23 protein-coding genes are annotated in these 25,395 nt (G+C 57.1%); 4 read left to right on the plus strand and 19 right to left on the minus strand.

Annotated elements, in window-relative coordinates; genetic code table 11:
- Window position 1: 1 nt before the first annotated feature.
- The 10 genes from murD to ACP8MI_RS07365 form a co-directional block, all read right to left on the minus strand.
- Entirely contained in the window at window positions 2–1,453 is a 1,452-nt protein-coding gene (gene murD, locus ACP8MI_RS07320; protein WP_249606549.1) for a UDP-N-acetylmuramoyl-L-alanine--D-glutamate ligase, read from the minus strand.
- A gap of 69 nt (window positions 1,454–1,522) precedes the next feature.
- On the minus strand, window positions 1,523–2,620 hold the full coding sequence (gene mraY / locus ACP8MI_RS07325; RefSeq protein WP_284590034.1) for a phospho-N-acetylmuramoyl-pentapeptide-transferase: 1,098 nt from the start codon (window positions 2,618–2,620) through the stop codon (window positions 1,523–1,525).
- Window positions 2,621–2,693: 73 nt separating this feature from the next.
- Window positions 2,694–4,205, minus strand: coding sequence for a UDP-N-acetylmuramoyl-tripeptide--D-alanyl-D-alanine ligase (locus ACP8MI_RS07330; RefSeq protein WP_337891691.1), 1,512 nt, complete (start codon window positions 4,203–4,205; stop codon window positions 2,694–2,696).
- The gene (locus tag ACP8MI_RS07335) at window positions 4,205–5,773 is read right to left on the minus strand and encodes a UDP-N-acetylmuramoyl-L-alanyl-D-glutamate--2,6-diaminopimelate ligase (RefSeq protein ID WP_337891690.1); all 1,569 of its coding nucleotides are present in this window, start codon (window positions 5,771–5,773) and stop codon (window positions 4,205–4,207) included. The genes ACP8MI_RS07330 and ACP8MI_RS07335 overlap by 1 nt, the downstream gene beginning before the upstream one ends.
- Before the next feature lie 105 nt (window positions 5,774–5,878).
- Window positions 5,879–7,825, minus strand: coding sequence for a peptidoglycan D,D-transpeptidase FtsI family protein (locus tag ACP8MI_RS07340; protein ID WP_239212166.1), 1,947 nt, complete (start codon window positions 7,823–7,825; stop codon window positions 5,879–5,881).
- A 115-nt stretch (window positions 7,826–7,940) separates the two neighbouring features.
- Window positions 7,941–8,843 (minus strand): cell division protein FtsL, encoded by a 903-nt coding sequence (gene ftsL, locus ACP8MI_RS07345; protein WP_239212154.1) that lies wholly within the window; start codon window positions 8,841–8,843, stop codon window positions 7,941–7,943.
- 2 nt (window positions 8,844–8,845) lie between these two features.
- Entirely contained in the window at window positions 8,846–9,982 is a 1,137-nt protein-coding gene (gene rsmH, locus ACP8MI_RS07350; protein WP_284590036.1) for a 16S rRNA (cytosine(1402)-N(4))-methyltransferase RsmH, read from the minus strand.
- Between the two features lie 144 nt (window positions 9,983–10,126).
- Window positions 10,127–10,561 (minus strand): division/cell wall cluster transcriptional repressor MraZ, encoded by a 435-nt coding sequence (mraZ, locus tag ACP8MI_RS07355; protein WP_018120494.1) that lies wholly within the window; start codon window positions 10,559–10,561, stop codon window positions 10,127–10,129.
- A gap of 613 nt (window positions 10,562–11,174) precedes the next feature.
- Window positions 11,175–11,633, minus strand: a complete 459-nt coding sequence (locus ACP8MI_RS07360) for a DUF3040 domain-containing protein (protein ID WP_026167861.1) — start codon at window positions 11,631–11,633, stop codon at window positions 11,175–11,177.
- Between the two features lie 182 nt (window positions 11,634–11,815).
- Window positions 11,816–12,340: an SAV_6107 family HEPN domain-containing protein gene (locus ACP8MI_RS07365; RefSeq protein ID WP_018120492.1), complete on the minus strand. Its 525-nt coding sequence runs from the start codon at window positions 12,338–12,340 to the stop codon at window positions 11,816–11,818.
- A gap of 145 nt (window positions 12,341–12,485) precedes the next feature.
- Here ACP8MI_RS07365 and ACP8MI_RS07370 point away from each other — a divergent pair, with 145 nt between their 5' ends.
- The 3 genes from ACP8MI_RS07370 to ACP8MI_RS07380 all read left to right on the plus strand — a co-directional run bounded on the left by ACP8MI_RS07370 (window position 12,486) and on the right by ACP8MI_RS07380 (window position 15,842).
- The gene (locus tag ACP8MI_RS07370; RefSeq protein ID WP_018120491.1) at window positions 12,486–13,055 is read left to right on the plus strand and encodes a GNAT family N-acetyltransferase; all 570 of its coding nucleotides are present in this window, start codon (window positions 12,486–12,488) and stop codon (window positions 13,053–13,055) included.
- Between the two features lie 103 nt (window positions 13,056–13,158).
- Entirely contained in the window at window positions 13,159–14,286 is a 1,128-nt protein-coding gene (locus tag ACP8MI_RS07375) for a polyprenyl synthetase family protein (protein ID WP_284590037.1), read from the plus strand.
- Complete coding sequence (locus tag ACP8MI_RS07380; RefSeq protein WP_049168602.1) at window positions 14,286–15,842, plus strand: alpha-(1->6)-mannopyranosyltransferase A; 1,557 nt, start codon at window positions 14,286–14,288, stop codon at window positions 15,840–15,842. Before ACP8MI_RS07375 ends, ACP8MI_RS07380 begins: the two co-directional genes overlap by 1 nt.
- Here the strand turns inward: ACP8MI_RS07380 and ACP8MI_RS07385 are convergent.
- Entirely contained in the window at window positions 15,811–16,194 is a 384-nt protein-coding gene (locus ACP8MI_RS07385; protein WP_018120488.1) for an Rv2175c family DNA-binding protein, read from the minus strand. The two genes, ACP8MI_RS07380 and ACP8MI_RS07385, sit on opposite strands and share 32 nt — an antisense overlap.
- Before the next feature lie 135 nt (window positions 16,195–16,329).
- Here ACP8MI_RS07385 and ACP8MI_RS07390 point away from each other — a divergent pair, with 135 nt between their 5' ends.
- Window positions 16,330–17,748, plus strand: a complete 1,419-nt coding sequence (locus ACP8MI_RS07390) for a protein kinase domain-containing protein (RefSeq protein ID WP_337891689.1) — start codon at window positions 16,330–16,332, stop codon at window positions 17,746–17,748.
- A 97-nt stretch (window positions 17,749–17,845) separates the two neighbouring features.
- Here the strand turns inward: ACP8MI_RS07390 and ACP8MI_RS07395 are convergent, their stop codons facing one another.
- From ACP8MI_RS07395 to ACP8MI_RS07430, 8 genes are all read right to left on the minus strand, one after another.
- On the minus strand, window positions 17,846–19,234 hold the full coding sequence (locus tag ACP8MI_RS07395) for a class II 3-deoxy-7-phosphoheptulonate synthase (RefSeq protein ID WP_018120486.1): 1,389 nt from the start codon (window positions 19,232–19,234) through the stop codon (window positions 17,846–17,848).
- Window positions 19,235–19,266: 32 nt separating this feature from the next.
- Window positions 19,267–19,782, minus strand: a complete 516-nt coding sequence (locus ACP8MI_RS07400) for a polyadenylate-specific 3'-exoribonuclease AS (RefSeq protein ID WP_018120485.1) — start codon at window positions 19,780–19,782, stop codon at window positions 19,267–19,269.
- A 162-nt stretch (window positions 19,783–19,944) separates the two neighbouring features.
- Window positions 19,945–20,100 (minus strand): hypothetical protein, encoded by a 156-nt coding sequence (locus ACP8MI_RS07405; protein ID WP_018120484.1) that lies wholly within the window; start codon window positions 20,098–20,100, stop codon window positions 19,945–19,947.
- A 64-nt stretch (window positions 20,101–20,164) separates the two neighbouring features.
- A complete protein-coding gene (locus ACP8MI_RS07410; RefSeq protein ID WP_239212140.1) occupies window positions 20,165–21,262 on the minus strand; it encodes an acyltransferase family protein in 1,098 nt (365 codons plus the stop codon).
- 18 nt (window positions 21,263–21,280) lie between these two features.
- The gene (locus ACP8MI_RS07415; protein ID WP_018120482.1) at window positions 21,281–22,021 is read right to left on the minus strand and encodes a lysophospholipid acyltransferase family protein; all 741 of its coding nucleotides are present in this window, start codon (window positions 22,019–22,021) and stop codon (window positions 21,281–21,283) included.
- 42 nt (window positions 22,022–22,063) lie between these two features.
- Window positions 22,064–23,026 carry an ROK family protein gene (locus ACP8MI_RS07420; RefSeq protein WP_026167859.1) on the minus strand — a complete coding sequence of 321 codons (963 nt, stop codon included), beginning with the start codon at window positions 23,024–23,026 and terminating at the stop codon, window positions 22,064–22,066.
- 154 nt (window positions 23,027–23,180) lie between these two features.
- Window positions 23,181–24,218 (minus strand): C40 family peptidase, encoded by a 1,038-nt coding sequence (locus ACP8MI_RS07425; RefSeq protein ID WP_239212136.1) that lies wholly within the window; start codon window positions 24,216–24,218, stop codon window positions 23,181–23,183.
- Window positions 24,219–24,304: 86 nt separating this feature from the next.
- The gene (locus ACP8MI_RS07430) at window positions 24,305–24,901 is read right to left on the minus strand and encodes a C40 family peptidase (RefSeq protein ID WP_284590047.1); all 597 of its coding nucleotides are present in this window, start codon (window positions 24,899–24,901) and stop codon (window positions 24,305–24,307) included.
- Window positions 24,902–25,395: the final 494 nt, after the last annotated feature.

Genomic DNA, 25,395 nt, shown 5'->3' on the forward strand with positions numbered 1-25,395 from the left:
GTTAACCAGAGTAGTCGGATGTGGCCCTAGCGAACAGATCGCCACGCTGGGCCATGCCAGAAAACATATCGAGAGACGCCGCCGCCGGCGCCAACAACACCGTATCGCCTGCGCTTGCCAACCTGTGCGCTGCAGCAACCGCACGCTGCATGCATTCGCGCGGTTCTACAGAATCGATAATTTCTACCGGGATCTCCGGTGCCTGCTCCCGCAGTGTTTCGGCAATACGATGCTTGTCGACGCCGACCAGCACCGCGGCTTTGATGCGGTGTGCTTCCGCACGCACCAGCTCCGCAACGCTTGCGCCTTTCAGCTGGCCGCCTGCCACCCAGACTATGGAAGCAAGCCCCGCCATGGCCGCCTGCGCGGCATGCGGATTGGTGGCCTTAGAATTGTCGATATAGTCCACGCCATCGATGCTCGCGACCACTGCCCCGCGGTGCGCCGCGACGCGGTAGCGTGCCAGCCCTGCTGCAATATCGCTAGGGTGCACGCCGTAGTCATAAGCAGCGGCTGCTGCTGCCCCAGCATCCAATATCCCAGCCGCGCCCGGTGGTTGTAATCCCTCGGTGCGCGCGAGTTCTCTGGTTTCGAGGTCTGCATCGCCGCCCACAACCAGGGCGCCATTGACCACACCGACCTGCCCGGGCCGCGGAGCATATTGCGTAAACTCCCGCGAACTCAGGCCCTGCTCGCTGACAACCAGCTTGGCTTCGGCATCGTCAATACCCACCACACGCTTCGGCGCACGCAAGACCGCGGCTTTATCCGCGGCATAAGCAGCGAAGCTACCGTGCCAATCAATATGATCGTCGGCAATATTCAGCAGCACCCCGACATCCGGGGTGAGGCTCGGCGCCCAGTGCAGCTGGAAACTCGACGCCTCCAACACCAGAATATCCACCCGTGGTGTAGCCGCCAGCGCTGCAAACACCGAAGCGCCGATATTGCCTGTGGCCAAGGACCGCTTGCCGACGCGTTCCCCATGCGCATCCAAGATGGATGCCAGCATGCCCGTCGTGGTGGTTTTGCCGTTGGTTCCGGTGATAACCAGCCAATCGCGTTTCGGGCCATATACTCCGGCGCGATCCAGGCGATAGCCCAGTTCGACATCACCAATGACTTCCAATCCTGTATTCTGCGCAGCAACGAGTAACGGCGCATGCGGTGGCCAGCCGGGGCTGGTGACCACGAGGTCGAGCGCAGCAAACTCGGCACCGGATGCAAAATCGACCTCGCTGGCCGCCACGGCAGTCACCCGGGGTGTCGAATTCTCCCGGGCTTCTTCGGTACCGGCGTGGGTAGGCCGACCCGCCAATTCGTCGGCAAGCTGCGTTGCCGCCGCCAGGTTGTTATCGGCAATGATCACGTCCACGCCGAGATCCACCAAGGCTTTCGCACACCCTGCCCCGGACACACCGGCTCCGGCTACGAGCACGCGGTCAAGTTGCATATCCACAAGCGTTACCACCTATCAGTATTATCCGGGCAGAATGAGCAGGTCAGCATTATCCGGTGAGCATTATCCGGTGAGTAGCAGCCATTCGCCATAAAACAGCGACGTACCGAAGATCACTGCCATAGCAGAGAGCAACCAGAAGCGGATGACCACCGCGGTTTCGGCCCAACCACCATTTTCGAAGTGATGGTGGATCGGCGCCATCCGGAAAAAGCGTTTGCCGCTGGTGCGGTAGACAGCGATCTGAATAACCACCGAAGCCGCCTCGATAACGAAGATGGAACCGATAACGATCATCAGCAGCTCAGTGCGCGTCGTCACGGAGATACCAGCGACAAGACCACCGAGTGCCAACGACCCAGTATCGCCCATGAAAATTTTCGCTGGTGCAGCATTCCACCACAAAAAGCCCAAGCTGGCGCCGAGACCCGCAGAAGCCAAAATGGCGATATCCAGCGGGTCCCGCACCTGATAACACGCAGCATCAACGGCATGGGAACACGAATTCCGGAACTGCCAGAAGGTAATTAGCGTGTAGCCCCCCATAACCAGCGCGGTGGATCCAGCAGCCAAACCATCGAGCCCGTCGGTGAAGTTGACGGCGTTCGACCATGCGGAGATCAGAATATACATGAAGATGACGAAGATGACGGTGCCGATAATCGCGCCACCAGCAGCGATATCAAAGGTGTCGATATCACGGATAAACGACAAGTTCGTCGATCCCGACGTGAGCCCTTGATCATTAGGAAACTGCAGCACCAAAATCGCGAAAGCGATGGCCAACACCAACTGGCCAACGAGTTTGCCTGTCTTATTCAGCCCCAGGTTGCGGGACTTAAAGAGTTTGATTGAATCATCGGCAAAGCCCAGCGCTGCCAGCCCGAGAACCAGGCCGAGCACTAACAAACCCGAGGCGGTAAATGAGCCCGCATTCGTCAGCAAGCCATAGATATTGACCAGGACGTAAGCCACCGTAATGCCCAGCACGATCGCGATTCCACCCATGGTTGGGGTGCCGCGCTTACGCATGTGCGAACGGGGACCGTCTTCGCGGATCTCTTGGCCCCGGCCCACGTTAGTGAAGTACCGGATCAGCACCGGAGTCGTGAATATCGCGACCAGGAAGCTGATAACGCCGGAGAGAATAATCTGAGTCACTGGTTACTGTTCCTTATGCTTTGCTCAATGCTTCTTGTCTACGCTGCTTCTGATCGAAGCCTGGTTTTTGCAGTTAGGCTGGTGTGCCTAGCAGCTGCTCGGCAACCCGCCACAGGCTCCACGCGTGTGAGGCTTTCACCAAAACCACTGCGCGCTGCTGTGCCGAACGAAGGATCTCTTCCACTGTACGCGTCGCACCATTCACATCTGCAACATGGCGGGTGCTAATCTCCGCTTGCCGTGCACCGGCTACCAACGCGTTGATGTTTTCGGTCTTGCCGACGGCTACCAGCGTGTCGACGCCAAACTGACCTAATTGCGCGCCTAATTCCTCGTGCACAGCAGCTGCATCAGCACCCAACTCGCTCATTTCGCCGAGCACCGCAATCGCCTGCACCGGCGCAGGCGCGGCAGATGCCAACGCCGCAAGCCCTGCCCGCATCGATTCTGGATTCGCGTTGTACGCATCGTTGATGACGGTGACGTTATCGGCACGCTGGCGCACATCCATTCGGTGCGCCGATACCGCAGTGTAATCACCCAGCGCGACGGCGATGTTTTCCAGCGACACACCGGCTTCTGCCGCGACTGCCGCAGCCGCGAGCGCGTTGCTGATTTGGTGGGCTCCCATAACCTGCAGACGCACCGGAACGGATTTTCCATTCGGAGTGTACAAGTCAAAAGACGGGCGTGCAAGCTCATCGAGCGTGACATCACTGGCATAGTAATCCGCGGTGGTTACGCCTTCGGCAGAAAAAGTCACCACCTTGCCCGGGGTTCTCGGCGCCATGCCCGCGACCACCGGATCATCGGCATTTAGCACCGCAACACCGCCCGCGCTCGCTGCCGGCACAGCTTCAATCAACTCGCCTTTAGCTTGCGCAATCGTGTCCTTGGAACCAAACTCCCCCAAATGCGCGCTACCCACGTTAAGCACGGCACCGATTCGCGGCGGAGCAATCTCTGCCAGCTGGGCGATATGCCCAATACCGCGTGCGGATAGTTCGGCGACGAGAAATTCTGTATCCGCCGTACAGCGCAGCGCGGTGTACGGGTGGCCAATCTCGTTGTTAAAAGAACCCGGCGGGGCGATCGTCGGGCCAGCCGTCGACAAGATCGCCGCAAGCATGTCTTTCATGGATGTCTTACCGGCAGAACCAGTCACCCCCACCACCGTGAGTGCACCATGCTCGGTCAATTCGGTCACCACTGCGCGAGCAAGCGCGGCAAGCGCGGCCAACAACGCACGTACCGAGCCGTCCTCATCATGGGCGAAGACATAGGCCTGTGAACCGGCCGCATCGTGCGATACAGTTTCTTGGCGCTGCGGCAGCGTGGGCACGATGATCGCCGGGGTGCCCACCGGGCGGGCCGCCAGCGTCACCACAGCCCCAGCCTCGTGGGCTTTGTGCGCGAAATCGTGACCGTCAACCTTGGCGCCCGGCAAAGCCAAAAACAACCCACCTGGGCTAACTTTGCGGGAGTCAAATTCCACCGAACCAGTGACCCGCACATCCGGATCAGGAACGTTATCGAGCCGCCCGCCAACAATAGCGGCAATCTGCGCGATGGTAAACGGAATCATTATTTCGTCTCTTTTCCGGCCAGAGCCTGGGCAAGCACAGTGCGATCGTCAAATTCGTGCACGGTATCACCCACGATTTGGCCAGTCTCGTGGCCTTTGCCCGCCACGACGATGGCATCTCCAGCCCGTGCCCAATCGACCACAAGCTGAATAGCCTTGGCTCGATCGCCTTCTTCTACTAAGTGCACAGCTTCGTCTGCCGAACCCACAGCCACACCCGTCCTGCCAGCTGCGTGCAGCGCTTCACGCGCGCCCTGCATAACGGCTGCACGGATCGGTGCGGGATCTTCGGTACGCGGATTATCATCCGTGACCACAACATAATCGGCGTGCTGCGCAGCAATACGCCCCATGACCGGGCGTTTCGAGGAATCCCGATCACCACCGCAGCCGACCACAACGCCCACGCGGCCACTGACCTGCCCACGCAACGTCGCCAACACAGCTTCCAACGCGCCCGGTTTATGCGCATAATCGACTACCGCGACAAAATCCTGGCCTTCGGCCAGCGATTCCATCCGGCCCGGAACCGCGACGGCTTCTACCCCGCGCACAAACGCGGCAAGGTCGGCGTCGGCAAGCCGGGCCATCGCGCACGCCAACGCGGCATTAGCCACGTTGAAGCTTCCCGGAAGCGGCAGATTAAATGCTATTTTTTCACCAGCGATTCGCAGCTGCACCTGTTGGTTACCGCTGGCTGCCAGTTCCGCTGAGTCCACGATAACCTCGGCATTCGGGTGCACTGCATCGGCTGTATCCCTGCTGCTGAGATTCGTCTGCACGCGCCAGCATTCCTGAGCACTGTCGGCAGCAATAACGGCCATATCGCGCCCCCACTGCTCATCAACCACGATCGCAGCTTTGTGCGCTGCCAACTCTCCGCGGAACAACCGGGCCTTGGCCTGGAAATAATCCTGCATCGTCGGGTGAAAATCCAGGTGATCCTGCGATAAATTACTAAACCCGGCAACCGCGAACTGGGTACCATTCACGCGCCCCAACTCAAGCGCGTGCGAAGAGACTTCCATAACGACGTGGGTAACACCCTGGGCCACCATCATCGCGAAAAGCTCCTGCAGTTTCGGTGCTTCCGGAGTAGTCAGGCTGGTAGGAACCTTGACGCCATTGATACGCGTACCCGTAGTGCCGATGATGCCGACCTTCGCGCCGGTAGCGCGCAATCCGGATTCCAGAATATAGCTCGTCGTGGTTTTTCCGGAAGTTCCGGTAATGCCGATGACCTGCATCTTCTGCGATGGCTGCCCATAAATCTCGGCGGCAATAAAGCCCAGCACACCACGCAGGTCGTCCACGACCCAGACCGGACGATCCTCACCCCGATTCGCCAGTATCCCAGCACCGGCAGCATCCGTGAGAATTGCTGCAGCCGCAGTGCCTTCGGCAAATTCCGCACCGTGGACCCGGTTGCCCGGCAAGGCAGCAAACAGCTCACCGGATTTCACAGCCTTCGAGTCCAGACTGATCCCGGTGATGGTGTGCGCGGTGCTGGTATCACCGGCAAGCTTTCCGCCGAACTTTTCTAGCAGTGCGTCCAAAGATGTACTCATCGGGGGCGTGCTCCTTTTCGAAAACTAGGCCGGTATCGAATGCTGGGCCGGTGGATTCTAGGGTTTTTGCGTAAATCGCTGCTTTATATCGGTTCAGCCACCACTTTACGGTGCTTGCAGCGTCAAATCTGGTGCAGCTGGCGATGGCGGAACGTTGTCCCGATCCAGCAACCACGAGGCGATCTGGTGGAACAGCGGTCCGGCACTAGCTCCGCCGCCCCCACCTTCGAGGACGCCGCGTTCTGGCTCATCCAACATGATCGCAACGACGAAACGTGGATCGTCCACGGGCGCAATTCCTGCGAACGTGATCCAATAAGCGGAATTGGAATAGGCCCCGGTGTTCGGGTCGACCTTCTGCGCGGTTCCCGTCTTGGCGCTGATGTTGTAGCCCTCAATATTGGCATCCGGCGCGGTGCCGTTGTTGACGCCCGCCGGATCTGCCTGCACCGTAGCGCGGAACATATCGACCACGGCCTCTGCGGTTTCTTTGCTGACTACGCGCGTCTTTTCTGGTTTATCGTCGCTGGTCGAAGCGTCAGACTTTTTGTCGTTCGCACCGTTGCCGTCATTTCCGCCGTTGCCGTCGGCCGCATTTCCTGCGCTACCAGCGCCATCGTCGCCATTGTCCTTATCGCTGGCGTTCTTGTCGTCACGATCGGATTTGATGATGCGCGGTTCAACCCGTTCGCCACCATTAGCCAGCGTTTGGAAAACAGATGCCATCTGCAACGTGGTCCACGACATGCCCTGCCCAATCGGAAGGTTCGCAAACGTCGAACCCGACCATTGTGAGCGCGGCGGCCGCAGCCCCGAGGACTCATTAGGCAACTCGATGCCTGTGGTTTCACCGATCCCGAACCTATTCAGGTATTCGTCGAACTTATCCTGGCCGAGCCTTTCTGCAAGCTGCAGCGTGCCGACGTTGGACGATTTACCGAAGATACCGGCCGTCGTATACGGCAACGGACCATGCGGCCAAGCGTCATTGACCGTGACATCCGCAACCTGGATGCTGCCCGGTACCGTGTGTACCTCATCTGGGGTGGTCAAACCCTCTTCAATCGCAGCGGCTGCCGTAATGATCTTTGCGACGGACCCTGGCTCATAAGGGAAAGAAATCGATCGGTTATCGAAGTGCTTGCCTTCTTCTAATTGCTTTCCGATATCACCATTCGGGTCAATGGTATCGGTATTCGCCATCGCCAATACTTCACCCGTTGTGGCATCAAGCACGACAGCTTCGGCTGATTCCGCCAAAGAATTACGCTTGGCCTGCTCCAACTGTTGCTGCACATACGTTTGCAGATCCAAATCCAGCGTCAACTCAATATCTTTGCCATCGACAGCCGGGGTCTCGTCACGCAAGGTACCGGGAATGACCTGTCCATTGGTGGAGACATCTTCTGTCGATCGGCCGTTAATGCCGGACAGCTTCGAATCACGTGAGGCCTCCAAACCAAACTGGCCGGTGCCATCCATCGAGACCCGCCCAACAACGTTTTCGCCGATCGCGCCGTTAGGATATTGCCGAATATCCTGGTGATCTGCTGCTACACCATGGAATCGCTCGGAAATTTCGGCGGCAACATCCGGGTCCACATTGCGCACGAGCACCTCATACTGGGTGTCCGCGTTGAGCTTATCCAGCAGGTCTTTCGACTTGAGATCCTGCTCATCATCGGAGGCTTCTTCGATAATCTTCGGAATCTCTCGAGACATTTCGCGCAGCGTTGTGCGGACGTACTCATCCTTTTGCTTGTCGTCAAGACGCTCATCAGATTCTAATTGCGCCTGTTCCCGCAGCTCTTTGCGCAGCGTGGTTGGCGAAACAGTCAGCGAGCGCGCCTGCATGGTGTAGGCAATCTGCTTGCCTTCCCGATCCAGCACTGCGCCGCGTCGAGCCGGGTCAACATAAATCCTTGCACGCTGGTCTTCAGCGCGCGCCGATAAATCTGGCCCCCAGACCACCTGCACCCAGGCAAGGCGCCCAGCCAATACCACAGCAAAAACAAGTAATAATGCCGCGATCAACCGCAAGCGCTTATGCATCAGCATGCGCTGCGCTGGTTGCGGCGTGCGCGAAGAACCTGGGCGTGCCGAACCATTCGGACTATGAGGGCCACGCTGCGCAGAAGATGTCACGGTGGAAATGTCACCTTCCTAATTAGCGGAAATTGGGCTGGTACGGCGCCTGTAATGGAGCTTGATTGTCGTGGTTTTCTGGGTTTTCTCCACCTGAGCGAGCCGCATCTGGGTCGCCAGCACCAGATTCGTTCGGGGCTGGTTGCTGGTTGCCTTCCACTTCCGCGGCAGCTCCTTCTGGAGCTTGCGGGGCACCAGCCTGCGGATACGGAATGCCACGACGGCCTTCCGGAATTGACTCCAGTCGCTCACGCAACTCACCAATGCCGTCTGGATCACTCGAAGCTTGTCCCGGACGAACAGGCTCACCGTTGACATCAATAATAGGACGAGTCTCTGCCGAAGCCGGGCGATCTTCCACAATGTCGCCATTTTCTTCCCGACGCAGGATACCTGGCGACTCCGGAATCTCCAGGCCCTCGTCAACCGCATGCCCCGCGATCTCTGCCGCGGAACGCACGTTTTCCAGATCACGATGCAGCGTTTCTAGTTCGTTGTTCAGCTGGCTTTCTTGCGCAGTCAACACCTGCACACGGAAAGTCTGCTGCGTAGCAATACCTGACAGCCAAATCGCGAAAACGATGCCACCGACCATCATGGCGATAGCGACAATAGACAAGCGGGCGCGCGTCGTCACGCGCTTGATCGGATTTACCCTACGGCCGCGTACGCTAACAACCTGTTGCGAACCCAACCGGTGCGGGCCCTTGCCAGGTTGCGGCGAATTCTGCCGTCCACCGCTGCGCGATGGGCGTGACGGCTCAGCATAACCGACTGCCCCAGCAGCTGCCTGGCCGCTGCGAGCACGGACACCAGCCTGCCGGTTGGCTCGGGTATATTCTGCCCGGCGCGGCAGCGTCGCCGTGCCATTGCTAGAGGAACGATCCGCGGCGCTGCGCTGGCGTTCATCAGTATTGGTATACATCTCTAGACACGACCTTCCGAGTCCACCGCGGATGCGGCTTGTTGATCTTGCTGTGGGTTGTGCTCCGGCAATTTTTCGACAGCGCGCACCCGCACCGACGCTGCGCGTGGATTATCCTCGATTTCTTGCTGGCTAGCTTGTTCCGCCCCGCGAGTAACCACACGGAATTTCGCGGCTGTGCCCGGTAAGTCCATTGGTAGCCCTGCTGGGGTTTTCGACTGCGAAATATCACGGAAATGCGATTTGACTAGGCGGTCTTCCAAGGACTGATAACTCATGAACACCGCTCGGCCGCCATCCCGCAGCAAGCCGGTAATCATTGGCAGCGCGTTTTCGATGGCCGCCAGCTCCTGGTTCACTTCAATGCGCAGCGCTTGAAACGTACGCTTTGCAGGATGACCCCCACTACGACGTGCCGGTGCCGGGATGGTGGCATACAGCAGCTCTACAAGACGCTGGGAGGTCGTAAACGGTTCCTTGTCCCGCTCACGCAGCACCGCAGAGGCGATCTTGCCAGCAAATTTCTCATCGCCATACGTTTTCAAGATACGTGCGAGAGCACCATGCGAATACGTATTGAGGATATCCGCCGCAGTCGTCGGCGCCGAAGCATCCATACGCATATCCAGCGGCGCATCTGCCTTATAAGCGAAACCACGCTCCAGCTGGTCTAGTTGCATCGACGACACACCGAGATCAAACAACGCCCCAGTGATTCCCTGCTGGGCGGCGTCGACAAGAAATTCAGGATTACCCGCATAACTCGCATCCGCTGCGGCAGCTTCCGAAGCATCCGTTGTGACTGCGGCTAGCTTGTCGCCAAATTCATCAAAACGGCACTGTACCGCGCACACGCGATCCAGGTACGGCTGCAAACGTTGCGTGGCCGAGCGTAAAGCATTCGCATCACGGTCAAGACCGATCACGCGCAACTGGGGAAACTGCTCGAGAAAAAATTCCGTGTGCCCGCCTGCACCCAAGGTGCCGTCGACAAGAATTCCGGTGCCACCCGAAGCTTCGATAGCAGGGGCCAGCAATTCCGCCATCCGCTCACGCATCACTGGGACGTGACCGTGGTCCTGTACCGGCTGCGCCGAACTCGCTTCCGCGGAATTAGCTGCATCAGTTGGGTGTGCCATGGCGACTGTCCTCCCCTCGCGCGATAAACGTCGTGATGATGGGGTGCATACAGGGCTCTGTTCGAGGCAGGTTTCTGATGTCGGGGAAGTACACCAGAGGCATCCGCCTCAAACAGAGTCCTTATACACACTCCGTGCGCTGCCTTAGAGAAGGCCAGCCAGCACTTCGTCAGCGTCGGCTGCGGAATACGCAGCTTCGGTCTGTTCTTGGTATGCGGCCCAGGACTCTTTATCCCAGATCTCGAGAAAATCCACAGAACCTACGACCACGCATTCCTTGGACAGGTTTGCATACTCGCGGTGCGCCGCTGACAAGGTAATACGACCATTGCCGTCCGGACGTTGTTCATCCGCGCTTGCTGCCAAGTTACGAATGAACGCGCGTGCCTCCGGGTTGGTACGTGAGACCGTTGCCGCTTTGCGTGCGCGAGCAGCGAACTCTTCCCGGGGATAGACCGCCAAAGAGTGGTCCTGCCCCTTCGTTACCATAAGCCCACCGGCGAGTTCGTCTCGGAATTTCGCCGGTAGTGTCAGCCGCCCTTTGTCGTCGAGCTTGGGAGTGTATGTGCCGAGAAACATTCTCGGTAACCTCCTGTCACTCAACTCCTCCGGTACACGGGTTTTCTCTGACCGTCACTTCCTTGTTCGTGCATACAGATTCACGCGTCCATGTCTGACATATCTGCGCGTTTACAAGATTGGTCGTGTCGGCTAAGCCCACTGTACCCCACTTTGCCCCACAATCAACCCCAAACACGTCGGCAACACGCGCAACACCGCCAGTATGGGCCTATTCATGCAGGTAGCTGGCATTAAATTGGGTGGGGGAAAATTCCTCAGATGCGCTGTGGACCACCGCTAAAACACCACCATTGTTTCGGGGTTTAGGCAGCCGCAACGCGGAACACAACAAGCCTAAGGGATTTAACTCTGAGGGCTCTGCCAGGGGTTCTAGCTGCGGCTACGGCCTGAGTCACTGCTGCCCGGTCCAGCAACGCAGCCAGCAGACCAGCACCGTGGGGCGAAGTGGGAATGGTGGGGCAAAGTGGAGATTATGGGTGCAGCACCCACGTGGTGGGGCAAAGTGGGGGGCATGGCCGCAGCACATAGCGAAAACAGTTAGGCACGAGAAAACCCCACGATAACCGTGCAGATCACCATGGGGTTAAGCCCGCGTAACGCTAGAAAACGCTTAATTCTCGTCAAAGCGAGAGCGGAAGCGCTCCTCCATTTTGTCGCCCAAAGTGCGCTTACCATTAGCGGCGTTGTTATTGCGCACAGATTTAGCAGCCTTCGACTTCCCGCGCGAAGAGCCCGAGGAAGAATTCGACAGCGAAGCCGCGGAAAGCTGACTGTTGGAGTTCCCATTACCACGCAACATCCATACACCAGCACCGAACATCACCAAAAACCCGACGATGCTAATGGCGATATACCAAAGGCTAAACTGCGCGGCGGCGGCGCCACCGATGACAGCAACCAGACCGACTACTGCTAGCGCGACGCCACGGAGTGTGAGTCCCCCGCCCTCACCAAAACCAGTGAAGGGCGAATCATCTTCGGAAACTGAAGAGCCAAACTTGGGGTCCTCAGCAAGCAGCGACTCCTCAATCTCACGGAGTGCTTGCTGCTCTTGCTCAGACAGCGACACGGTGGTTCCTCCTGGTGGGGCAATAGGCATCCCATACGGCTTGCCGTCGGCGCGCATGGACACTTCTCACTAGCTTTTCTCTCTAGTTAACGCCCAGACTATCGCTATTGTTCCCGTAATTTCTACTTTTTTGCGAGACCTCATCACACCAGATCGCGCCGAGCATCACAGTTGGCGCCATATTAAGCCGCAGTACGTTCCACCAGCGTCTGCGCAGCAACCTCAACGAGAAATTCATCCACTAATTTCAATAATGACATCACCTGCAGCTCCGAGATTTCTGCGCCCAGGCCAAGCCCAATATCCCGGCACACCCTGGAATACGGCTGAAACCGGTGGACCCACTGCTTCCCTGCGGCATCAACCAGCGCTAGCTGCTCCCATGCGCTTGTCGGCTTCCGACGGCGTTTCCCCACCGGAGAAACTGCAACCCGCGCACCAGCCAAACGGAGGCCAGCCCAGTAAGCGAATTCCAGTGCCTGGCTAGCATCACCATCGCGGAGGTAGGCACGCGCCTTACCCATCAGCATTTCCGCGCTTGCTACCAGCTTGCGGTGCCGGGTTAGCGCTGCAGAGTCCACTCGAGCACTGCCTGCCCCAGCACGAGAAATAGTGGCTCCAGAACGGCGCGTACGTGGCTGCATTCCACCCCGGCGCAAGCTGGCAGTGTGGTTAAATTTAGTGGTTGCAGAAATAACTTGTGGCATAGTGTTCAACCTCGCTCTATATTTCGCTGCTACGTCGTTGCTATATCGTGTCGCTGCTACATCGTGTGAAATTGAGACTATGCCCGGCCGCTCACACCCACCCTGCCGGATACGCAAATCTGTTCGAAAGAATATCGCCAACCCCATGAAGATCGAATACCGCCGCCTATCGCCACAGGAATTTTCCCTGCTAGCACCCGAATTAGTCAGCATTTACCTTGCCGCAATGGAGTATTCGCCACACGTCGCAAGCAACCGGATTAAAGCCTGGCGGCGTGACATCTTCCACCCCGGGTTTAGCGCCATCATTGCGGTCGTTGGCGACACGATCATTGGGGTGGCCTACGGCTTTTTGGGCTACCGCGGTTACTGGTGGGACAACCATCTGCGCACGTTTTTAGAACAGGCTGGAACCACCAACAAATACCGCCCGCAACTCAGCAGTTACGCCGAGCTCGCCGAATTGCACGTACTGCCACAAATGCAAGGCCATGGCGTCGGCAAGCGCCTTTTAAGTCGACTGGCCTGGAATATGCCAGCCGATTACCTTTTGCTTTCCACACCAGAAGTCGCAGACGAATCCAACCGGGCATTTGGCTTATACCGCTCACTCGGCTTTCGTGACATCGTCCGCCACGTGCACTATCCAGGTGATCCCCGCGCCTACGCGATCTTATCTGCCCCACTCCCCTTAGCCGATACGTCCAACCAGTAGGCTCACAGGTACTGAAAGCATTGAAAACCAGCCAAGCTCAGCCAAGTCAAACCAGATAACGACGCTGACGCCCTGGCACCGACCACCCCGCAAGGATTTTTCCGTGGCATTCGAATTGCGTGATCAGAACGAGCCATTCTTAGCACTCGAGCAACTTCCCGACGCCGCGCACGGCGCACTCGAAGACTTTTTTGCTTCGCGACGCCGCGAGCTCAGCCACATCGGGGCACCGGTAACACAGGCGATCGACTATCTAGAACGCTTCGTGCTGGACGGCGGAAAACGCATCCGCCCGCTGTATCTCTGGGCGGGTTTCTGCGGCGCCCAGGCGACAGGATTAACCGCAAGCTCCGGCGCAGGCGAAGACCACGATGCTGTGATCCGCGCCGCGGCTTCCCTCGAACTCATCCAGGCCTGTGCGCTTATCCACGACGATATTCTCGATGCCTCCGAAACCCGGCGCGGTAAACCAGCTGTGCACCGGCAGGTCGCTGATGAACACGACGCACAAGGCTTGCTCGGTGACGCCGGACATTTTGGTACCTCAGTGGCGATTTTGCTGGGAGATATGGCACTAGCCTGGGCCGATGACATGTTCCGCGAATCCGGAATCTCCCCACAGGCACTGCTTCGCGCGCAGCAACCTTGGCATCATATGCGGCAAGAAGTCATTGGGGGCCAAATGCTTGATATTTCCATCGAAGCTCATGCCGACGAATCCCGCACGCTGGCCGCCAATGTTAATCGCTTCAAAACCGCCGCGTACACGATTGAACGCCCCTTGCACTTGGGCGCGGCAATCGGCGGCGGGTCCGAGGAACTCATCACTGCTTTCCGCGGCTATGGCCGGGATATTGGGATTGCTTTCCAGCTTCGCGACGACCTCCTGGGCGTATTCGGGGACCCCGAGGTGACCGGCAAACCTGCTGGGGATGATTTACGCGAAGGCAAGCGAACAGAACTGATCGCACTGACGTTGTCGCGGGCCGACGAACGTGACCCACACGCCGCAGCTGATCTCCGACGCCTGTTGGGCACCACGTCCGATCCGGCAGACATCAACCGTATGCGGGAAATCATCACTACTTCGGGTGCCGTCGATGAAATCGAGCGCGACATTGACCAGCTGCGTGAATCCGGTTTGGCGCAGCTGCGCGCGGTCAGCCTGCGCGACGACGTGCGCGCCAATTTGGAATCACTCGCGATCAAAGCCACGAGGCGTCACAGCTGATGACTGTTCGACTACCCATTCCGCGCCCACTGTGGCTCGGGCTAGCAGCGACCGTATTGCTCACGGCCTCATCATTTGGTGCGGGAGCCGTGCGCAACCGGGGCGGTATCCTCCACGAACTCGGATGGAGCTTTCTTACCTTCGGCCACGCGCGTGGGCTCGCCAGCGTGGTCTACTGGATAGCACTCTTCTTACTGGTTTTCGCGTGGGCATTGCTCGGACGCCACATCGTCGGCAAGCCGTCGTGCGGTGAGCAGCGCACCGAGGCGACACAGCCGGCTACCGCCTCCGTCGGCAAGCATATTGCGGTGTGGGTGGCCCCACTGTTATTAGCAGGTCCCTTGGCCTCCCGCGATGTCTATTCGTATCTGATGCAAGGCGCGATGCTGCGCGACGGCTTCGACCCCTACAACGACGGTGCAGCGGTTAATCCAGGACCATATTTGTTGGAAGTCTCCCACGATTGGCGCAACACCACCACCCCGTATGGGCCGCTACATTTGTGGACCGGTGAGATAATCACCAGCATCGTCGGCGACAACGTCACAGCCGGAATTATAGTTTATAAATTGCTCTCTATCCTGGGCTTTGCCGGAATTGTCTACGCCGTGCCCAGGATCGCCCGCCATGTGGGTGGCAATGCAGAACTCGCATTATGGATGGCTGCGGCAAACCCTGTGATGATCCTGCACCTGATCGGTGGCATGCACAACGAATCCGTGATGGTCGGACTGGCCTCCCTAGGGCTATTGCTGGCGCTGCGGAAAAAATTCCTGCTCGGCATCGCACTGATCGCGGTTGCGGTCTCACTCAAGGCTACCGCGGGCATCGTCCTACCATTCGTGGTGTGGATGATGGTGCGCCACTACACCGCGCTAGACGACCCACTGTGGCGGCGGCTACTCAGCCTACTGGTCACCGGCGTGGTTGCCGTGGCTGAAACCGTTCTCGTGATCGCGGCCGTGACCGTTGCTTCTGGGTCATCGTGGGGTTGGCTGACTGAAATCACCGGAAACTCCAAGGTAGTTAACCCACTGGCCCTGCCGACCCTGGTGACCGACGTGCTCGTCGGCGGGGTGCTCGGCCTAGCCGAAATCGAGCTCACGTACAACCAGGTGCTCACGTTAACGCGCACAGTCGGCTCGCTGCTGATGCTTGCTGGGCTCGTCATCGCCTGGCTGGTATTTCGGAAAACCCAGCGCGCAGCCGTCCAAGGCATCGTCGCCGCGTACTCGGTTGCCTTTGTGGCCAACTCCGTGACATTGCCCTGGTATTACGCCTCACTGATTTCGCTAGTCGGGGTCGCGCGCCCACCGATGTGGGTGTGGAAGTTGGCAACCGGCGCTTCGGTGTTTATAGGGTTGGGTTTCGCCGCTGGCGGCAACCATCAGTTCTACAACCTGGTGTGGGTACTAGTAACCGGCGCTGTGGCTTGGGCGCTGACGGTGCTGGTGTTCCCGCTTGGTGCACGGGTCAGTTACCCAGCGGCGCCGGTGCAGCACAATCCGGACAAAATGCAGACGATTACAGAGCCAGCGCCTGCGCGCGGCGAATAACCTCGCGGGCCAAATGACCATGCAGCGCATCGATCGGGCGAGACGGCAAAGTCTCATCCGGGGTAAACAAATGCTCGAAAATCTCATCATTGCTGAAACCACCGTCGGAGAGCACAGTGATTATGCCAGCAACGTGCTTGCTGATCGCACCCTTGTCATTAAAAAATGCCGCAGGCACATAGCGCTTGCCCGAAAGTTCCACAGCGATGATGCGCTTGGCCGACAACAAGTCGTGCACCCGCGTGATGCGCAGACCGAGCTTGTCGGCAACCTCCGGAAGCGTCAGCAGCGTCTCGTCGGCAAGCAAAGTAGCTAGCGTTTTTTCGCTCAATTGTTTTTCGTTATCCAACACGCCACTACTCTACTACCAGCGCTCAACCGTCAGTGCTCTGCTACTTGCACGAAGCCGCAGCGCTTAACCAGTCGGACCGCGGAACTCACTGCCCTGCTACACACTTCGCACCACTTATCAGTCATACTGGAGACCATGACAAGGCTGGAACAAGGCGAGGTGCTGGAAGATCGCTACCGCATAGATCGAGCAATCGCACGCGGCGGCATGTCCACGGTATACCGCTGCCTCGACCTTCGCCTGGGGCGCGCAGTAGCCGCGAAAGTCATGGACGGCGACTACCTGGATGATCCCATCTCACGCGACCGTTTTACCCGGGAAGCACGCGCGATGGCACAACTGCGCCACCCCAATATCCTGGGCGTATACGATTTCTCGTCCGCCGGCGAACACGTCTATCTCATCACCGAGCTGATCACCGGCGGCACCCTCGGCGAGTTACTCGCAGAAACCGGGCCGCTGGATCCCGCCACCGCCACCGTGATGCTGCGATCCGTGTTACAGGGGCTTTCTGTCGCCCACGCGAAACGCTTAGTGCACCGCGATATCAAGCCACACAACGTACTGATCGACGCCGATGGTGGCATTAAACTTGCCGATTTCGGCTTGGTGCGAGCGATGAACAACACGCAAAAAACCTCGAATCAGATCGTCGGCACGGTCTCGTATATTTCGCCGGAGCAGGTCGACGGTGGCCGCATCACGCCCGCGACCGACGTCTATTCCGCGGGGATCGTGCTGTTTGAGCTGCTGACCGGCCAGGTGCCATTCGTTGGTGAGACTTCCCTGGGGCGCGCACTCGCCCGGCTGCACAATGATGTGCCGGCGCCGTCAGATTTGATCGACGGCGTGCCACCGCTCTTCGACGCCTTGGTGGCTTCTGCAACCACCCGCAACCCGGATGAGCGTTTCCGGGATGCCCGAGAATTTTTGGATGCGCTTGACGACGTCGCCAGTGAGCTGCAACTTCCCCATGTTGCCGTGCCAGTACCCGAAAACGCGGCGGCACACCGAGCCGCAGTGCACACACCATTTGCGGAATCTCCCCTGCCGGAAGCAACGGCACACTTGCCTCTCGCCGACGACGAGGATAAACCCGCTGGCATTATCCCAAACAGCTCCGCTAGCCGAGCCCCAAACGGCGTCCCCAACGACAGCGTCCCCAACGACAGTGCCTCCAGCGACAACGCGCAACCGCGGGAAACGCTTGCCGACGGCACCGTCGCCGATACCCCAGGAAGACCTACTCCGCCAGCTACGGGGCCTGCAGGTTTCGGTGGCCCGGTAAGCCCCGCAGCGCCACCGGTTGCGCCAGTACCACCGCGGGCGCACAACGAAACACGGCTGGAAGGCCCCTTTGCAGACAAACCGCAGCCTCCGGCTCCACCGGCAGCAGCAAGCCCAGCGCCAAAAGAAAAACCACTCAGCAACCGCTCCACAGTGAAGCTGTTGCTGGTGGTTCTGGGAATGGCCGTGGCAACCGGCGCTGTCGCCGTTGCCAGCTGGTGGTTCGGCTCAGGTGGTTATGGCTATATGCCGCAGCTCTGGCTCTAGCAGAAATGGTGTTCGCAGCGGTATAGCGCCAGCTAGAGTTGCCTACTAGCGGCGAGTAATAACTGCCACGGTTAATGGTTAATGCCACTGCGTGCGATTAATTGCGCAGCATCTCCGCAACCAAGAAGGCCAGCTCAAGAGACTGCTGAGTGTTCAACCGCGGATCCACTTTAGACTCGTAGCGGCCAGGAAGATCAATATCCGTGATATCTTCCGCACCGCCCAGGCATTCCGTAACATCTTCGCCAGTCAGCTCAATGTGGATACCACCTGGATGAGTACCCAGTGCGCGGTGTACCTCGAAAAATCCCTGGACTTCATCGATGATCTTGTCGAAGTGTCGGGTCTTATAACCATTCGATGACGTGAACGTGTTGCCGTGCATCGGGTCAGACTGCCACACAACTTTGTGGCCTGATTCTTCCACGGCTTTAATCACACCAGGTAAAACGCTGCGGACTTTGTCGTGTCCCATGCGCGCCACGAAGGTCAGGCGCCCTGGTTCCTTATCCGGATCCAGTTTGTCGGCGTACGCCACGGCTTCTTCCGGCGTGATCGACGGGCCAATTTTGATACCGACCGGGTTGGCAATCAAGGCGCAAAAGTTAACGTGGAAGTCATCCAAACCACGGGTTCGCTCACCAATCCAAACCTGGTGCGCCGAGAGATCATACAGTTTGGTCTCATCATTTTCGTCTTTGCCTAAACGCAGCATTCCACGCTCATAATCGACGAGCAAGGCCTCATGCGAACAGTAAATATCGGCGGTTTTCAGGACAGAGTCGTTAACGCCGCACGCGTCCATGAAGCGCAGACCACGCGAAATCTCATTCGCCAATGCCTGGTAGCGCGCGCCTGCAGACGATGTAGCAACAAATTTCCGGTTCCACTCATTCAACCGGTGCAAATCAGCAGTTCCGGAGGAGGTCAACGACCGAACCAAGTTCATTGCGGCCGATGAGTTAGCATACGCACGAATCATGCGGGCGGGATCATGGCGGCGGGCTTCTTCCGTCGGCTCCACACCATTAACGATGTCGCCGCGGTAATTCAGCAACCCATTACTGTCGTGATCAGCAGAACGTGGTTTCGCATACTGGCCAGCAATACGTGCAAGCTTGACCACCGGAGTGGACGCACCATATGTCAGGACCACTGCCATTTGCAGCAGGGTTTTGATGTTTCCGCGGATGTGCGGTTCAGTATTGGTCTCAAAAGACTCTGCACAGTCTCCGCCTTGGAGCAAAAAGGCTTCGCCATTAGCAACCTGGGCCAACTGCGATTTCAAGGAATAAACCTCAGGTGGCAGCACAATCGGTGGAACCGATTCCAGAATCTTCCGTACGTTATCTGCTTGGGCGCGATCCCACGACGGCTGCTGACCGGCTGGACGAGCAATTACATCTTCAAACCGCTCACGGATGCCATCCGGCAGCGGTGGAAGATCAGGGAGTACTTCTTTGGGGATATCTACTGTCCAACTCACACTTCCATTAAAGCAGAAGCACTGGAAAACGGCTAAGATATGATTCTTTGCACACGATTCTCGCGATCCAACGCGGCCACGTTCTGGCATACTTTAAACTTTTCCAAGTTGTGCCGTGCGTCGACAAGCGCGTCATGGTTACCCTTTGGCACATCCGGCAGTTTTGGCCGTCCCACCATTTCCCACAGCTGCTTTAGCTCGTGGGTGAAGCGCGGGAGATTTTGTGGTAAGCCACTCATATCACCCCACAGTTGCACCAGCACAACATGGTCATATGCACCTACCCAAGCCCACAGATCTGGCCGCCCGTCGGTAGTGAGAAATCGCAGGACTTCTCGACGGATTTGTGCATTCGACTTCCACACCGACGCAGAACGCGGGGGCAATTTATTCAACACATTCTTGCGCACCCAAGCATTGGCGCGGTGCGGATCAAATTCTGTCGATACTGCGTAGTATTCCTCGCCGCGTTCGGAAACAATGCCGATCGAGACTAACTGAATTGTATTGCCGTCTTCGATAAATTCGGTGTCGTAAAAATAGCGCACGTTAAGCCCAATGTCTTCCTAAATCGACGGCAATGTTGTGAATACAAAGTTGTGGATATGGGATTGTGAGTGCGAAATTGTGCCTGTGAAATTGTGCCCGTGAACGGCAGATCTCATCACTCAGCAACGTTTTCCGACCGCACCGATCTAGCCCCACGCTTGTCAGCGACGACGCAATGGCACGAATAACAGCAAGACGATAAGCAGAACTGAGATAGGTCCGACGACAGTGGCATCCACACCAATTGACGCCAAAACCACGTAACCGATGATGGCCATCGTGACCGCGACCAACCGGAAGATGGTGAGTTTATCCACGAAATGCTTCCTTCTTTCTTAGCATGCTGCGCACTCGGCAGTGATACTACTCCCAGCGACGATCTTACTCGCGGCGCAGCAACGCCGACAATGGGGGCGGATACAGCAACCATCGTAGAGAGCGGATACGCGTGAGATATTTCAATAACGCCCCCGCTGCCAAGGCACCGAGCACGGCGCACACACACCAAAAATAAGTGTTACCCAAGGGAAAACTACCGAATCGGCTAATTTCATCCAGCTCCACATCCACAACCCAGAGGCGTTGATAGTGGAACATAGCCATAATGCCGAAGTGATGGCCGACGTAGAGCGGCAAAGTATTGCGTCCAAGTTTGAGCAGGACCACGCTCACACGAGGAAGCGCGGTCAGCACGACAGACAGCACAATAGCAGCTGGGAGGGACAACGCGTGCTGAACAATGCGCAAGAGTAGATCAAGTTCAAAATCACCAAACTCAATGATCCCCGGACCGTCCCAATAGATCGTGGAGCTGCGCATACTTCCCCAGATCTCGGCACCAATATAGCCCATGAGGTACGCCGCCGTAACCCCGATAACAACCGGCACGCGTTTGGCGTGCGCCGTAAATCGATGCACTGAGGCAGAAAAGTACGCAGCAAAAACAAACACGGGAAGATAGATGACCGATTTCGCGATCAGGTGCCAATGCTCATGAAATGGCAACAACGCAGCGGGAGCGAGAAAAGATACCAAAACAGCTGCCCACCCAGGCAAAGAACGCAGCAACCACAGGACGATATTGAACAAGATCAATGCGTATAAGAACCAGATCATCGTCGACCCAGAAACGAGCTGCAGCAGAAAATAAGTGACGGACGGCCACGCGGAATCATAGTCGTTCATGATGATTACCTGGAAGGCAGCCAGCTCGAGTGGCACCCAAATAACATAGGGAACCAAAAGGAACCAAAGGCGGTGGGCGAAAAGTTGCCAGAAGCTATATCTGAATATTTTCGCAGCAAAAAGTCCGCTGACTAAGAAAAACAGCGGCATCCGTAAGGGGTCGAGAAATTCATTTGCTTGCGAAAGCCAGGTATCGCGAGCCTCGGGAATCGCCAGCGAAACATGGAGGACGATAACGCCCAAAATTGAGATTCCCCGGGCGATATCGGGCCACTTCAGTCGCTGCTTAGCCACTATCCTCCTGCCGCTGAATCACGCGCGGTTGGGTTCGGTACCCTCTGGATACCCATTGCCTGCCTGCAAGGAATCCTTCACTTCCGATGCGTAACGATCGACATATTCGGTACCGGTAAGCTCCGCCAGTTCGCGCATCACAAAGTCCGTAAATTCCCGCATTGTCTGATGGTCTTCCGGGTTCAGCCCGTGCTCATCTGCCCATTTATGCGGCGAAATCGCCTTACCAAAACGCACACCAACTCTGGCAGGACGTGGGATCCACGAACCGATGGGGTTGGCTTGTGCGGTATTGATCATCGCCACGGGAATCACGTCGACGTTCGTGGCCATCGCAATCCGCGCCATACCGGTGCGACCCCGGTAGATACGACCATCAGGGCTACGCGTACCTTCTGGGTAGATGCCAAGAATATCATCGCGAGCAAAAACAGTTTTTGCGGTATCGATCAGCGCATCACCGGCATCTTTTGCGGTGCGGTCGATGGGAACCTGTCCCACGGACGTAAAGAAAAATCGTTGGATAGCCCCGACAAATCCGGTTCCAGTGAAATATTCTTTTTTGGCCGGGAATGTGAGCTGACGCGGGCATATCAGTGGGAGGTAAAACGAGTCCATCACTGCCTGATGGTTGGACACGAACATAGCTGAGCCTTGACGTGGAACGTTGTCCAAGCCTTCGGTGAATGGACGATTCCATACCCGCAGCCAGGGGCCGATAAGCACGTACTTAAAAAAACGGTACCAGCCATTGTTCATGCCCTTGGTGTTTGTCCTCGCCACAGCTCGGATCCAGCCTTTCTAGCTAGTTTTCGCGGATTCTTCAGCATATCGTGATAAATGTGCCACCCCAACCATACCCGCCGCGGACCCTAGTTTTGCAATAGAAACCTGCGGGTGTGGCCGATGGGTTGCTGCGACCATGGACTCCCCCATCACCTCGTGGGCGCGAGGCAAAAACAGGTCATGATTACCCACTACACCGCCACCAAGAACAATCAATTCGGGATCGATGACATCTGCGACAAAAGACAAACCAATACCGAGCCAGCGAGCAAATTCCGCGACCACCGCTTGCCCCAACGGATCACCTTTGCGCGCAGCAGCCATAATTTCTTCGCCGGTAGAAGCGGTATGCAATAAAGAGCTGCGGCGATACTCAGGGCATTCGTCGGCAAGCTCTAACACGGTATCAGCCAGTGCCGTCCCCGAAGCATAGCGCTCTAAACATCCACGCTTGCCGCAGGAGCACTTACGTCCACCAGGGACAACTGTGACATGACCGAATTCTGGGGCCATGCCAAAGGACCCGCGAAAAATCTCGCCTTGGTGCATGATGGTCGCGCCTATTCCAGTACCGACAGAAAAATAAACCCACGTTTCTGTCTCCTGTGCCTGCCCAAATACGTATTCACCCCACGCAGCGGAATTGGCGTCGTGTTCTAGGCGAACCGGGATTCCAAGGCGTTGAGTCATAATGTCGCGGACTGGAGCTTCGCGCCAGGGTAAATGCGGCGCAAATCGCACCTTGGTGCATTCAGGGTCCAGGAAACCCGCAACGGCAAGACCAACAGCGGAGATCTCATGGCGGTCCCGCAAAGTATCAACCAGGGCCACCAGCTTGTCGACGAGCACGCCTTCGCTGTTTGGAGTCAACGTTGCAGCGCGGTCCAATATCTGTCCTTGCGCGTCGACGACGGCGGCACGCATATTTGTGCCACCAATATCTACGCCGATCGTCAAGGAATTTGAGGCAATTGACATAACCATCTCACTATACTCCATCCATTTGGCGAAGCCGCGTTACGGACGGCAATCTTCCGATATGCTCGCGGCCTATCGCAACACAGAGAACCCGCGTCTTCTTAGAAGACGCGGGTTCAAAGCTGTGAAATGACCGCCGTTAAGTAGTTATTAACTAGTAGCGGGAAGCTCCAGTGATCGGCATGGAATCATACGGAACGACTTGGACGGGAACACCATACGTAGAGGCGTGCACTACCTTGCCGTCACCGATGTACATGCCGACGTGAGTCGTACCAGGGTAATAGCCGATGATGTCGCCAGGTTGCAGAGCATTGAGTGATACAGGGGTTCCTCCGGACAATTGTGCCTGCGAGGTACGCGGTATGCTCTTGCCTTGCTGTTGATAGGCCCAATGCATCAAGCCAGAACAGTCGAAAGAATCAGGGCCTGCCGCACCCCAGTTGTATGGCATTCCGAGCCGAGTCAATGCTGCCCCGGATGCTCCAGATCCTGCAACGCTCAACAGAGCTTCGCCGGCAGCCGCGAGGTCTACCGAGCCGCCACCGCCGAGAGCTGTGCGCTCCTCATCGCTCAGAGCGTTAACACGAGCTTCCAACTCGGCAATCTCAGATTCCAACGCGTCACGCTGTTCTTGCAGCTTCCCGCGCTGGAATTCCAAATCAGTTTTGTGGAAAATTGCTTCTTGCAGCTTAGCGTTGGCCTTGCTGGCACTACGAGCGGATGTTTTCACTTCATCCTGCAGCCGTTGGATCTCATCGGTAGCGCCACGAGACAAAGAATTCAGGAACGCTTGCCGATCAATCATTTCCTGCGGGCTTCCCGAGGCCAACACAGCTGAGGCGTCATCAATGGAAGTTCCGGTCTGCTTTGCTTGCGCAATCCGGTCTACTGTCTGTTGCAGTGCTTGGCGTGCGTCCGCCGCCTGAGCCGCTTTCGCAGCGGCGTCGGCGCTAAGGGAATCAAGCTGCGCGACGCGCGAGGAGCGCTCCTCTAGGACGCCCTCAAGGTTTTTCAACTCTTCGTGCTTCCGGGAAAGCTCGAATCCCTTAGTTTCAATGTCGTGCTTGACGATTTCAATGTCGTCTGCAGAAGCAAAAGGTGCACTAAATGCGCCTCCACCGACGATAAGGGCGGAAGCAGTTGCGATGGCTAGGAAGCGCTGGCGCGACCGGAAAGCACTAGAAATCATGCGTTGAGTAACTTTCTTGATGAAGCGAGTAGACCAACGGCAATACTAGCGCTATGCACAGCGCAATGGCTAGTCCTGCCTGCTACTTAGAAACGAACGGCTGAGTGGATTGGCTGGAAGTGCAGTGGGCGCTCGCCAACCGGGCTACCGGCGTTCAAGGCGTCAATGATGGTGCCGTGGCCGGTATAGATACCGACGTGCGAAGCACCACCGTAGTACGCAATGATGTCTCCAGGTTGCAACGCGTCCAGGGACACCGGAGTTCCGCCTGCAGCCTGTGCCTGCGAGGTACGAGGGATGTTTACGCCTGCCTGCTGGTATGCCCAGCTAGTGAGACCCGAGCAGTCGAAAGAGCTAGGACCTGCAGCACCCCAGGCATATGGACTACCGACTGCCGAGCGTGCCGCATCAACGATTTGCTGCCCTTTCGAACTCACAGCATTCTGCGCAACCTGAACTGGGTTGTTTGCTTGTGGAGCTGGAGCCGGGGCGTTGTTCAGGAACTCCTGAGCACCAGGGATGTTCTCAACACCAGGAACATCGACAGTGAAGTTAGTGTTCGGGATGGTGAACTCGGCAGCACTTGCCATTCCTGGCGCCATGACGGTGGATCCGACAACAACAGCGGATGCAGCAGCTACACGACGTTTGGTGGACAGGTTCTGCTTACGGTGTTTAGCCACGAAATATTCTCCAAAATCGGTTGAGTGTGCACTACAGTTTTCGTAGTTTCTGCTCAGAGCACCTTCGGCCTCAAAGTTGAGAGCTGGATGCCTGACTTAATGTCACAGATAGGTTACGAAATGACAACAAACGTTGTCGAATCGAGAGCCGGAATTACAGCCGTTACCGACTTGTTATCTACACGTTGCAAGATCGACATCATAAAAGATCTGATTACATGCGAACGAAACAGACGAAGAAGCAAAGAGAAAAATAACGGACTTACCAGGCATTTTCTGAAGAAGAGGCAAGTCAAAACAATCCAACCACCGGCAGAGAGAAGGCCCACAAGTGCCGAAAATTTAATTGAAGTGACTTTACTCATATTCCTACCGATAGCGATAAAATCTTCCCATTTGTGCACCATCAGCAACTTTTCCATAGTGCTGTAGGTAGAACTTCCGTGGAGCAGAACTGGACCGTCTCGAAATGTGTTAGCTGCGGTAATTTCGTC

The organism is Corynebacterium sp. LaCa_70, assembly GCF_058182015.1.